11 protein-coding genes are annotated in these 12,475 nt (G+C 50.6%); 7 read left to right on the top strand and 4 right to left on the bottom strand.

The window, feature by feature from the left end; translation table 11 throughout:
- Nucleotides 1-12 precede the first annotated feature (12 nt).
- The 3 genes from H511_RS22655 (at nucleotide 13) to H511_RS0105445 (ending at nucleotide 4,087) form a co-directional block, all read left to right on the top strand.
- A complete protein-coding gene (locus H511_RS22655; protein ID WP_081669198.1) occupies nucleotides 13-942 on the top strand; it encodes an enoyl-CoA hydratase-related protein in 930 nt (309 codons plus the stop codon).
- Nucleotides 943-1,012: 70 nt separating this feature from the next.
- Nucleotides 1,013-3,130, top strand: coding sequence for an ATP-binding protein (locus H511_RS0105440; protein ID WP_027251394.1), 2,118 nt, complete (start codon nucleotides 1,013-1,015; stop codon nucleotides 3,128-3,130).
- A gap of 18 nt (nucleotides 3,131-3,148) precedes the next feature.
- Nucleotides 3,149-4,087: a hydroxymethylglutaryl-CoA lyase gene (locus H511_RS0105445; protein ID WP_027251395.1), complete on the top strand. Its 939-nt coding sequence runs from the start codon at nucleotides 3,149-3,151 to the stop codon at nucleotides 4,085-4,087.
- Nucleotides 4,088-4,148: 61 nt separating this feature from the next.
- Here H511_RS0105445 and H511_RS0105450 read toward each other — a convergent pair whose 3' ends face one another.
- On the bottom strand, nucleotides 4,149-4,424 hold the full coding sequence (locus H511_RS0105450; protein ID WP_027251396.1) for a hypothetical protein: 276 nt from the start codon (nucleotides 4,422-4,424) through the stop codon (nucleotides 4,149-4,151).
- Between the two features lie 324 nt (nucleotides 4,425-4,748).
- Here H511_RS0105450 and H511_RS22660 point away from each other — a divergent pair, with 324 nt between their 5' ends.
- Complete coding sequence (locus tag H511_RS22660; protein WP_155804807.1) at nucleotides 4,749-5,792, top strand: hypothetical protein; 1,044 nt, start codon at nucleotides 4,749-4,751, stop codon at nucleotides 5,790-5,792.
- Nucleotides 5,793-6,059: 267 nt separating this feature from the next.
- The gene (gene dbpA, locus H511_RS0105460; protein ID WP_081669200.1) at nucleotides 6,060-7,436 is read left to right on the top strand and encodes an ATP-dependent RNA helicase DbpA; all 1,377 of its coding nucleotides are present in this window, start codon (nucleotides 6,060-6,062) and stop codon (nucleotides 7,434-7,436) included.
- Between the two features lie 122 nt (nucleotides 7,437-7,558).
- Here the strand turns inward: dbpA and H511_RS0105465 are convergent, their stop codons facing one another.
- The gene (locus H511_RS0105465; protein ID WP_051287904.1) at nucleotides 7,559-8,368 is read right to left on the bottom strand and encodes a TSUP family transporter; all 810 of its coding nucleotides are present in this window, start codon (nucleotides 8,366-8,368) and stop codon (nucleotides 7,559-7,561) included.
- Between the two features lie 87 nt (nucleotides 8,369-8,455).
- On the bottom strand, nucleotides 8,456-9,313 hold the full coding sequence (locus H511_RS22665; protein ID WP_036758846.1) for a TauD/TfdA dioxygenase family protein: 858 nt from the start codon (nucleotides 9,311-9,313) through the stop codon (nucleotides 8,456-8,458).
- Between the two features lie 108 nt (nucleotides 9,314-9,421).
- Here H511_RS22665 and H511_RS0105475 point away from each other — a divergent pair, with 108 nt between their 5' ends.
- Nucleotides 9,422-10,321: a LysR family transcriptional regulator gene (locus H511_RS0105475; RefSeq protein ID WP_027251399.1), complete on the top strand. Its 900-nt coding sequence runs from the start codon at nucleotides 9,422-9,424 to the stop codon at nucleotides 10,319-10,321.
- Between the two features lie 101 nt (nucleotides 10,322-10,422).
- Here the strand turns inward: H511_RS0105475 and H511_RS0105480 are convergent, their stop codons facing one another.
- Nucleotides 10,423-11,643: an autotransporter outer membrane beta-barrel domain-containing protein gene (locus H511_RS0105480; RefSeq protein ID WP_027251400.1), complete on the bottom strand. Its 1,221-nt coding sequence runs from the start codon at nucleotides 11,641-11,643 to the stop codon at nucleotides 10,423-10,425.
- Between the two features lie 288 nt (nucleotides 11,644-11,931).
- Between H511_RS0105480 and H511_RS0105485 the strand changes: the two genes are divergently transcribed.
- Entirely contained in the window at nucleotides 11,932-12,291 is a 360-nt protein-coding gene (locus H511_RS0105485; RefSeq protein ID WP_027251401.1) for a hypothetical protein, read from the top strand.
- Nucleotides 12,292-12,475: the final 184 nt, after the last annotated feature.

Raw genomic sequence — 12,475 nt, forward strand, 5'->3', positions numbered from 1 at the left:
TGAGGATGGATCATGACCTCTAAGATTACCCCGGTATTTCAATACAGCGATACCGCAGAAATTCTCCATGCGACCGCCAGTGACCCTGTGCTCTGTACTATCAGCCGTCAGGGGGTTGCCACACTCACACTGAATCGCCCGGATAAAGCGAACGCCTTTGATGATCAGCTGATTGCGGCAATCCGGCATTATCTGCAGCAACTGGCGAGTCATTCAGAGGTCTCCGTGCTGGTGTTGCGTGCAGCGGGCAAACATTTCTCGGCCGGTGCTGATTTGCGCTGGATGAAAGCCATGGCCCGGAAAAAACGCCATGACAATCTGAACGACGCGCAGGCACTGGCCTTTTTAATGAATGAGCTGGATACCTTCCCCCATCCGACCATTGCTCTGGTGCAGGGCTCAGCGTTTGGCGGCGCTCTGGGCCTGATCTGCTGTTGCGATATTGCCCTGGGCAGTCAGGATGCGCGCTTTTCTCTCAGCGAAGTGAAACTCGGACTCATCCCGGCAACCATTGGCCCCTATGTCTGCCGCACCATAGGACAGCGGCAGGCCAGACGCTTGATGCTGACCGCTGAAACCATTAATGCTGACACGGCGCATCAGCTTGGCATACTTCATGAGCTCAGTCGTAATGTCAGTGCCAATGACAGTGGCGCAAGCACGGATAACTCTACCGGCTCTGGAACCTTGGAAAACCTGCTGCAGCTGACCCTCGACCGCTTGCTGGCGAACAGTCCGGCGGCGATGACTCAGGTCAAGACCCTGTGCAAGCTTTGCGAACAGCGGCCAATTGATGCCGCCCTTATCCGGCAAACCAGCGAAATGATCGCCGATATTCGCGTTTCCCCTCAGGGACAGGAAGGACTGAACGCTTTTTTTGATAAACGTCGCCCTGCCTGGGTGACAGACAACACCTCAGGGCAAGGAGAGCACAATGAGTAAACCAGGCGATTTGCTGCACCCCGTTTCTGAGCATCCAGCTCTGCACGCCCAGCACACTGAAATAAGCGAAATGGACAGCGCGCAGACCCCCATTCGTCGCTTGCTGATTGCCAATCGGGGCGAAATTGCCTGTCGGGTCATTCACTCCGCCAAGTTAATGGGGATAACCACTATCGCGGTATATTCTGATGCCGATCGCCATGCCAAACATGTCAGTATGGCGGACGAGGCGATGTATCTCGGCCCATCCCCTGCGCTGGATTCCTATCTCGCCATTGATAAACTGATCAAAGCCGCTTCAGCCAGTCAGGTTGACGCTGTTCATCCTGGCTACGGCTTTCTCTCGGAAAACGTGGCGTTTGCCAAAGCCTGCCAGCAGCATGGCATTATCTTTGTCGGGCCCGGCCCGGATGCCATGGCGGCGATGAGCTCAAAGTCAGATGCTAAAGCCATCATGGAAACAGCCGGCGTTCCCCTGTTACCCGGATACCATGGCGACGACGACAGCCTTGAAAATTTAACCACCGAGGCAGCACGAATTGGCTTTCCTGTCATCCTCAAACCGGCGCTGGGCGGTGGTGGTAAAGGGATGAAAATCGTGCGCCAGCAGAGCGATCTCGCCGAGGCTGTGCTGTCGGCGAAACGGGAAGCAAAATCCGCTTTTGGCGATGACAGCTTGCTGTTAGAAAAATACCTGACCGAGCCCCGTCATATCGAAGTTCAGATTTTTGCCGATCAGCACGGCCACTGTGTTTATCTCTCAGACCGTGACTGCTCTGTCCAGCGACGCCACCAGAAAATTATTGAGGAAGCCCCAGCGCCCGGCCTCAGCGACTCACTGCGCCAGCAGATGGGCGAAGCAGCAGTTCAGGCCGCACAGGCCATCGACTATGTCGGAGCCGGTACTGTCGAGTTTCTGTATGACGCCCGACAACAAACCTATTTCTTCATGGAAATGAACACCCGATTACAGGTTGAGCATCCGGTTACTGAGATGATCACAGGACAGGATCTGGTGCAATGGCAGATCCGGGTAGCCGAAGGCAGGCCTTTGCCGCTGACCCAGTCTGAGATCCGTCATCAGGGACATGCCGTGGAAGCCAGGCTGTATGCTGAAGACACACAGCAAGACTTTCTGCCCGCCTCAGGTCTGGTTCACTTTCTCAGCGAGCCGGATTCAGGCGCGTTTTCTGTTAGTAAAACGCAAGCGATCCGCGCACGTATCGACAGTGGCATCGCGCAAGGTGACACCGTCACTACCCATTACGATCCTATGCTGGCAAAAGTCATCGCCTGGGGTGAAGACAGGGCTTCTGCTATCCATCAGTTACAGTCTGTCTTGTCTCAGTACCAGATTGGCGGTGTTGCCACCAATATCCAGTATCTGCAGCGGATTCTGGCCCACCCCTCTTTCACTCAGGGCCAACTGACCACACATTTCATCGAGCATTATCAGGATTCCCTGCAGACAGCGGCTGCCAGCGTTATCAATGTACAAACACCGGGCGGCGCTGAATATCAGTTACCCCGGAATCTGGTGCTCAGTGCCGCCAGTCTGTGCGTGATTCAGAACGATACGGACCACCAGTCCGGCTGGCGTCTTAACCAAGCGGCACAACAGCTGATCACTCTGTATGATGCAGAAATGGCGGCCAACACTTTCAGCTTCGTCACAGACAAAGACGATCACCATCATGTATTACTTACCCGCTGTTCAGTGGCCCGAACGCGGCATACTGACAGTGACGAACTGGTGTTATCGCCGCTGTCCCTGCGCTTGCTGTCGACACGAACCGTGCAGCATGTCACGGATGTCACGCTTGAGGTCGAAGGGAAGCGTGAACATGTCCGCCTGGTGTTCGATAATGCTGCACAGACTGTATTGACCTTCACCGGGCAGGAACAGTACGCTTATCAGCTTCGGCCGACCTTTGGCCCGCATGAGTCCGGCGCTAAAGACAGTCCGACGGCGCCGTTAAATGGCATAGTGGTTGACGTGCTGTGCCAGCCGGGAGACAAGGTAGACAAAGATCAGGGACTGATTGTGATTGAAGCCATGAAGATGGAATACACAGTGCGCGCGCCCCATCAGGGCCAGGTGTTATCCGTATTGGCGGGCACAGGTGATCAGGTACAGCATGGCCAGGAGCTGGTTCAGCTCAGCCCGGCCACCGATTCAGCCGATTGAAACCAGAGTGTGTAAATAATGACAGTTTTTTTTCCTGCCACCAGCGATCTGCCAGGTCGGGTAAAAATCGTCGAGGTCGGCCCGCGAGACGGTCTTCAGAATGAAGCCAATGTCAGCCTCAGCGATAAAATTCAGCTAATTGATATGCTGTCAGCAACTGGGCTGACGCACATTGAGTCCGGCTCTTTCGTCTCGCCGAAATGGGTGCCGCAGATGGCCGACTCAAGCGAGGTGTTCCAGCGCATTCACAGAGCGCCGGGGATTGTTTATTCCGCCCTGACCCCCAATGTCAAAGGTGTTGATCTAGCCATTGCGGCCGGCGCTGACGAAATTGCCATTTTCGCCTCAGCATCCGAAGGCTTCAGCCAGAAAAACATCAATTGCAGTATTGCCCAGAGCCTGGTTCGGTTCGAGCCTGTGTTACTGAGAGCCAGAGAGCATCAACTCCGTGTTCGCGGTTATCTGTCCTGCGTCACCGATTGTCCTTACGACGGGCAGACCCCCCCGGAGCAAGTCGCCAGTGTCGCCAGGCTGCTGTACCAGATGGGCTGTTACGAAGTATCACTGGGCGATACGGTCGGCAAAGCCACGCCGCTGCGCTTTGCACGTATGCTGGATGCCTGCCTGTCTTATATCCCTGCCGATGCACTGGCAGTGCATTGTCATAACACCTGGGGACAGGCACTGGCGAATATTTATCAGGCGCTTTTGATGGGGATCAGCACTGTGGATGCCAGTGTCGCCGGTCTCGGCGGTTGCCCGTATGCACCGGGGGCAAGCGGTAATGTGGCCACCGAAGATGTGGTTTACCTTTGTGAGCAATCCGGCATATCGACGGGGGTCGATCTCATAAAACTGACTCAGGCGGGTGATTTCATTTGCAAGCAGTTGGGCAAACCCCCTGCTTCAAATACAGCATTGGCACTTTTAGCAGGCAAGTCGGATATCAATCACTGATAAATTATAAAAAGCATGGCCAACCCGATTGCTGGCCATGCTTTCTACACCGGTGAATACCTCAGTCAGAACGTAAAAATCGCTGTTCTGCTTCAAGCTCATTCACCACTCGCCATACCTTCTGCTCACGTCGTTGCTTGGTATCAGATGACATGTTCAACCCGGCGCCTTTCAGCGAATCATCAGGCCCGACATACTGATCAATATGTTCATTAAACATGGTCCGAAATTCTTCCATCGTCGGCATGCAATAATGTTCTTGTTCGTAGACTTCGAAAATATGTTCTACTTTTAGTGAGATATCTCGTTTGATTCCATCAAAATCTGACATATCCATCTTACACCTCACCACAATAACCCATACAGACTTGTATAGATTTTCTAATCCAGATTAGTGTAGCCCAGTTCTGTGACAGTAAAGTTGCCGTTTGAAGGGCAAAATATTCGCAAATCATTCCTATTTGCGATAACTCACCGCAATAAAAGCGTTTTCCTCAAATCCTGGTGACGCGCCCATTTGCCAATTTCATTTGTTGCTTACAAAATTTAGATCACCTTCGAATTTTTAATTCTCAATATTAAATGGCTTAGCCCTGTGCCTGATGGCTATACTCAATTGGCTTGAGTTTCAATTTGTTAGCATTCGGTTTCGAGGGCTTACATGAGATGTCTGCTACTTTTCAGCACCCTACTGGCACCTGCCATGTGGCTTGCATTGCCCGTAGTATGTCTGGCAAATGACCCGCCGGAGGCAGATCCGCGGCTGCTTCCCGAAGACGGTCCGGAAGACATTATTTTTTCAGGCTGGCTGGAAGAAACCCAAACATCGCTGTCAGATACCATTATCGATATGAGCTCAAATATTGACCACTTTCTCAGTCTGGAAGAGGATGAAGCACCCATGGTCAATGAAAGCTATCTGCGCATTCGCATCCAGCCCAACTATTCGCACAGGGAATACTTTGAATTTGATTCGAGCGTATCGCTGCGCATGGATCTTCCTCACACCGAAAAAAACTGGAAACTGATCTTTGAAACGGATCCTGAAGACTTCGAAAGCCTGGAAGACAAAGAGCGGGGACTGGTGGAGACAACCCGTAACGGCAATCGGGGCGCCATTGGTGGCGTACGGCTTGAAAGCCGTCAGGTTGGCGAGTGGTATGCCGATTTTGATCTCGGCCTGAAATTACGCCTGCCGTTGGATCCTTTTACCCGGGCACATTTCCGGCGCGTGGACAAACTGGGCGAAGGCTGGACAGCCCTGCTGCAGCAGGAATTTTTCTATTACCACAGCCGAGGTCCCGGCAGCGTCACCTCTGCTGACTTCTTTTACGCTGTCGATCCTACAGAGCTGACCATTCTCAGAGCCGGCACCAGCGCACAATTTCTGGATGATGACAATAACTGGCAGTTCGTGAACCTTGCAGAAATTTATGACAGAGTCAGCAGCCGTAATCTGTTTACTTACACTATAGGCGTGAGTGCCAACAGCCGGCCCGATCTGGCGGTTGAAAACGCCTGGCTCGCTTTCAGTTGGCAACGACGACTGCATAAAAACTGGCTGTATATGAAATTAACGCCAACAATCAACTTCCAGGAAGAGTTCGACTATAAAGCCAATCCTGGCCTTCTGGCAGAAATAGAACTGTATTTCAGCAAAAACCGGCAATTTAATCAGCTTTACCGCAGCATTCCCCGCCCCTGATGTTACGCCAGGGTAAACCACACAAAGCCAGCGTGTAACAAATCAGTACCAGAATGAATAGTTAAGGCGAAGCACAGTCTGGGTTGGTACAATAGCGGCCATTATGCCTATAAGCACGGTTCGACGTTTATCATGAACACAGCTAACTTTAATGGCAGATCGTGCTAACCCCCTATTTCTTCGTGGTTAGTCATATTAACCACCTATTACAGGACACATACCTTGAGCCATGCCGACATTGCTTCGACACCGTCGAACGATAACCCGTTGCTTTTTTCAGCACTGTCATTAAAGCCTGAACTGTTAGAAAACCTCGCCACGATAGGTTTTACTGCTATGACCCCGATTCAGGCACAAAGCCTGCCGTCAATCCTGAACGGTAGCGATGTTATCGGCCAGGGTAAAACCGGTTCAGGTAAGACCGCCGCTTTTGGATTAGGTCTGCTGAACAAACTGGATGTAAAACGTTTTCGAGTGCAGTCGCTGGTACTGTGCCCTACCCGTGAACTGGCCGATCAGGTCGCACAGGACATCCGTACTCTGGCTCGTGGTATTCACAATATCAAGGTGCTGACATTGTGTGGCGGTGTGCCTATGGGCCGTCAAATCGGCTCTCTGGAACACGGTGCCCATATTATCGTCGGTACGCCTGGCCGGGTGCTCGATCACTTAGAGCGTGGCCGCTTAAGCTTAAGCAATCTGAATATGCTGGTGCTTGATGAAGCCGATCGCATGCTGGAAATGGGATTCCAGCCCGCGCTGGATGCCATCATTGAACAAGCGCCGCCACAGCGACAAACCCTGCTGTTCAGTGCAACGTTTCCCAAACAGATCCAGTCTGTCGCAGAACAAATCCTTCACAAACCTGTGATGGTGAAAGTCGCCTCTACGCATGAAAAAAGCACCATTGCCCAGTCGTTTTACCGTCTGGAAGACAACAAAGAGCGCATGCAGGCGCTGCGTCTGTTGCTGCTGGACAAACAACCGGAAAGCGCCGTGGTGTTCTGTAATACCAAACGCGAAACACAGCAAGTTGCAGATGAACTGGCCGATTCGGGTTTCAGCGTGTTAGCGCTGCACGGCGATCTGGAACAAAGAGACAGAGATCAGACGCTGCTGCAATTTGCCAATAAGAGTGCCTGTATTCTGGTTGCCACAGACGTTGCCGCCCGCGGACTGGATATCGATGCCCTGGACGCTGTCTTTAACTACCACATGCCCCACGATACCGAAGTGTATATTCACCGTATCGGCCGAACAGGCCGTGCTGGCAGCCAGGGTAACGCGTACACCTTCTATGGCGAAAAAGATGGCTACAAGATGGCGTTGCTTGCTGATCATTTTGAGCGCGAGATCACCAGCGATCCCTTGCCACCAGCGACGTTACTGAATAATACGCCGGCGGCGCCTGCCATGGTCACTCTCCAGATTGATGGCGGCAAGAAGCAAAAACTGCGCCCTGGTGACATTCTGGGCGCACTCACAGGCAATAACGGTATTGAAGGTAAACAAGTCGGCAAAATCCACATCACCGATTTGCGTGCTTATGTTGCCGTTGACAGAAAAGTCATGAAAAAAGCGCTTGCGAAAATCACCAGCGATAAAATCAAAAGCCGCTCTTACCGGGCCAGAGCTTTACGCTGATTGTTGACGCTAAACGGCTGACTTTTAGCTGCTGACTCAGCCGTCAGGCCATTAAGCATGAAAAACGGACCGTCATTCGCTTTGACGGTCCGTTTTTTTCAGGACATATTACCGGTGGACGGCTAGTGCCCGGTAACGAAAGCAAGCACAGGTCCTGTACCTGTTTCGTAAATCAGTTTAACCGTCATCAATAAAGTGACAGTGATAAACATCGGCCGCACGACTCTGTCGCCATTGCGGATCACCACTTTGCTGCCCAGCACCGCCCCCAGCACTTGGGCGACGCCCATGACCAGTCCGATCTGATAATTCACGCTGCTGATGGAGATAAAGAAAATCAGCGACACCAGATTACCCATCAGATTTAACGGTTTAGTGGCAATACTGGCCTGCTTGATCGTGTATCCCAGCAAGATCGCAAACGCGATCATCCAGATCGCCCCCGTGCCCGGCCCGAAGAAACCATTATAAAAACCAATGATCAGCCCCATAGACAGCATGAAAGTTCGGGAAGACACCTTCGCCTGCTCAGCGACGACATTTTTCAGGCGTTTAGACAAAATGGAATAAACAGTAATAGCAACCATCAAAATGGGCAGCAGCGCCCTCAGAATATCAGCCGGGAACAAGCTGACGGCAAAAGAACCCGCCGTTGCTCCTACTGCCGTTGCTATCATGCCAAGAAGCAGGCCGGAGAGGTTCACTTCTCTGTGCCACAAATAGGTCACAAAAGACGTCAGCTCACCAATCACAGCCTGTAAGCGGTTAGTACCGAGAGCCGTCAGCGGCGGCACACCGGCCAGCAAGAGACTCGGAACCGTAATTAAACCGCCACCACCAGCAATAGCATCGACAATACCGGCAATAAATGCCGCACAGAACAGCATGATTAATACACTGCCTGAGGGAACAAAGGCTATGGATTCCAACATATTTTTTCCTTTCTTTTTAACAACTTCATTCATCAACCACATGTACAGCGCTGCAACAAATTGTCGGGCGCTGTACATGTATGTTGTTTAACGCATTGCCGAACGGACAATGATACGGTGCATCACGCGTAACTGGCCGTAATAGTCGTTCACGGCATGGTGCTGAAGGCCACGGTTATCCCACAACACAATCGTCTCGTTTTCCCACCGCACCCTGGCGGTGAACTCATCGCGGGTAATATGGCTAAAGAGATAATCGAGGATAGGCGCACTCTCTTCGGCTGACATCGACGTAAAGCGACTGGTGTGCTCAGCGTTCACGTAGATCCCAGGGATCCCTGATTCTTCGTGTCGCTTGGCAGCAGAATGTGAGGCACTAAAGAAGGTATTAGCCATTGCGATATCTGTAAAATTCACCAGATGCGGGGCTTTGTTACCGGCTTCCTGAATTTTATTTGAAATGAATTCCGCTTTTTCAGACAGCAGAAATTTCTGCATCCCTTCCGACAAAGCAGCAAACGCTTTCTGAGAGTCTGCAAATACGGTATCTCCGCCAACTTCCGGGGTCTGTTTAGCCGCCAGCAGAGTGAAATCGGGAGGAGACTCCAGATAAGTGGAATCGATATGCCACACACCACTGAACACATTTTTCTGATCCGGCTCTTTACGGATTTCGACAATTTCCGGGAAGCCTTCAATGCCGCTCGAAAATGGATAGCGCTGCACCTCACCGAGCCGTTCCGCAATCTGCATCAGCTGCTGAGGCGATGTGTCCTGCTTGCGGAAAATGAGTAACTTATGCCGAACCAATGTTGAGTACAGTTCGTCGAACTGCTCTGATACTAAAGTAGCGAGTTGTTTGTTGGTAAACTCCAAACCAAAGCTTGGAGCCAGGGGCTTCGCTTCACTAGCCAATGAAGCAACTGTTACGTCAAGACGAGTCATTGTAATTATTCCACTCTTAATCAGTTAGAAGGAGCGGACATAGTTGTAACAAGGTTGCATATTAAGTTAAATTAATCATTATTTATTGCCATATTAAGATTTAGATTAATGATAAATTCTCAGGATATTGAATTTTTCAGTGTGATTGCAGACAGCCCTTCCCTGGCGGCCGCCGCCAGAAAACTCAATGTGACACCACCCAGCGTCACTCAGCGTCTGCAGGCATTAGAGCGGAAAATGTCCGTCACACTGGTAGACAGAAATCTGAGAACCACCAAGCTGACACAGGAAGGAAAAAAGCTTGCCCGAGAAGGCAGAGAGATACTGCTGGCACTCGAGGCACTGCAAAATGATCTGCTGTCGAACCAGTCAATGATTGAAGGCAAACTGAATGTCCTTGCCCCGCTGGGATTTGGTACAACCCATATTGCGCCACTCATCGCCAGGTTTCAGAATCAGTACCCCAACCTGATTATTGATTTGACGCTCACCGACAAACCAAGCTGGTCGCACCCTATCAAGCCGGATGTCATGATCTATATCGGCCGGTTAAAAGATTCATCACTACGCTGTATTCATCTGGTTGAGAACAAACGCTTTCTTCTTGCGTCGCCCGGTTACCTGGCTTCCGCACCACCGCTGAATACACCAGAAGATCTTCATCATCATGCGTGCATCGCTCTGAAAGAGAATGACGAGAATGTCACCATGTGGAAGTTTCACCTGCCCTCCAAACAAACAAGCAGTATCCGCATCGAACCGAAATTGTCCTGCAATGTCGGTCAGGTTGCCAAGCAATGGGCTCTGGATGGCTACGGGATCATTCAGCGTTCTGAATGGGATGTCAGAAAGGAAATTGATGCTGGTCTGCTGGTCCCGGTACTGACTGACTACCAGTTACCCAAAGCCAATATCGTGGCATTGGTATCGGCGGAGAAAAGTAAGCGATCCCGTAAACTCAGTCTGTTTCTTGATTACCTGAGCACCCATCTGCCACAGCGCTGGTAACGCGAAATCAGTGCAGAATCAGTGCGAATAACGCCGCGTCGCCTGAGGATGAGAAAACGACCCAGGAAGCTAGAGGTTCTGGCTAAGCTGCAGATCCCAGTTTATTTAAACGGGATGATCACACCCATGCTGTATAAGGTGGGGTTCATATCATTTAACCCGACCAGCGTACTCGCTTCAGCGTAGCCGATCCATTTGTCATTAAATGCACCAGAGACACCGGCGTGAAAGCGACCGTAAAACTGATCGTCCGACTGAGTGATCACAGGCAGGTTACTGCTGCTGTAGGCAGATTTAAACTGGCTGATGATACGCTCTGAATCGAACTGATAATCATAATGCAGGTAGCTTTTCACATAAGGCTGGAACAGCCCTAAGCTGGTTCGGAAGGGTTTTGAAATCGATGCGCCAGTAATAAAGGTGGTCCCTTCCAGGTTATTGACATCATCAACCTGTGAAATCACATAGTTTGAATTGCCTTTCGACAACCTTTCGTTGTATCTGTCCTGATCGGACAAGGTGTACTGCACCGAACTTTCTAATGCGATGGTCGCATAGGGATAATCAACCACATAGCCGCCGCCCAGTGTAAATACCCACACGTCAGAATCAGCATCATCCATACTGCTGACCACAGGATCGGTATACATATTGACCTGACGTTTCATGTCTTTATCTATCAGTGCATAGCTGGCGGAAAAATCGAGAAACCACTCGTTCTCAAAATAACTGAAATAGCCAGACGCCACTAAACCTTCAACGCCACTGCTGCTTTCATTTTCAGTGCCAGATACTCGGTACGACGGCATCCCCAGCGCTAAACCAAACAGATAATTATTATTCAGCAGATAGTCGCCGCCCAGGGTCAGTGAATAACCATCATTAACAGGTGCGGTGCGATCAACCGGGGACGATTTGAAATGAAACTGCGGCTGCGAGCGATCGACCCGCATATAAGTGCCCAAACCACTCTGCGAATTTTCGAAATACGATGAATTGGTGTAATCACTGCCAAAGGATGACGCGCTGAATGTACGAAGACGGTTATCTTCCCTGACACTGCTTGTTCGTGTACTGACATCACCAGGATATAAAGCAAAAGATGACGCATTGAGACTGACGGCTGGGTGAAGGGATTCTTTCTTACTGGGTTTATCTACCCTGACGTCGCTGGCCATTGACGATAAAGAGTCAATCACCTCATCGGATACCGAACTGACAAAGCTGAATTTGCCGCTGTCTGCCCATGCAAATGATGGTAAAGTGACTGCCACAACCACGACAGACAACCCGACACCGCGACACCGATGTGCGCTCTTCATACAGCCCCCTAAACTACACGCTTCATGTTATCCGTACGCCTTCATTAGACGTATCTAATACATCGTCACAAGTGCTTTCCTCTTGAGTATAGGGAGGTGAAATTTTGAGCAGTGTCGCAAAAATAACACTACGATTTTTTTGCGATTCGAAGTATTACGCCTCAGTATGTAATTGATACAACATCCTTGAGCAACTCGTTGAAGTCAGGCTATTTACTTTTCTGACACTGTGCCTGATGTACAGTACCAAATTTTTTTCTTTTTTTATGGACATGCCAGGAGGTAGAGATGAAATCCCTGATAGCCCCCTTGTTTATCGCCTCCCTGACGGCTTTTCCTGTTCAGGCTGATGACCTGGACCAGGCCGCAAAAGATGTCTGCGGCTGCCTCGCCCAGCCCTATGCCGAACTTGAGAAAGCGTTACAGGCGGTGAAAACAGATAAAGGTAATGACCTTTCCAGTCTGATGAATTCCAAAGACGAGCTCACCAAGATGATGGAAGCCACACAAACCTGCATGGAAGATCTCAGAAAACAATACCCTGAGATCGAGGCTGATAAAGCCTTGCAAAAACAGGTGATGGATAAGACCCGGCAGTACTGCCCTAACCCGTTAGAAACGCTGGATCTGAAAGCGCCGGCGGGTTGAGGATCACTTTCGCTTAGAAAAATACGCTGGGACCGTTATTAGCGCAACGGTGCAAATTCTGATAGCGAGTGCCATTTCAAAAGTGGTATTGGTATGTCGCGCTTGAGTTCGGTGTTTTTCTTAACTGTGTACAACGCGCGCCAGTTACTCTTTGCTGGCACAAAGCGTAACCAGAAATGCCTTT

This window comes from Photobacterium halotolerans DSM 18316 (assembly GCF_000425165.1).
GTDB classification, from domain to species: Bacteria; Pseudomonadota; Gammaproteobacteria; order Enterobacterales; family Vibrionaceae; genus Photobacterium; species Photobacterium halotolerans.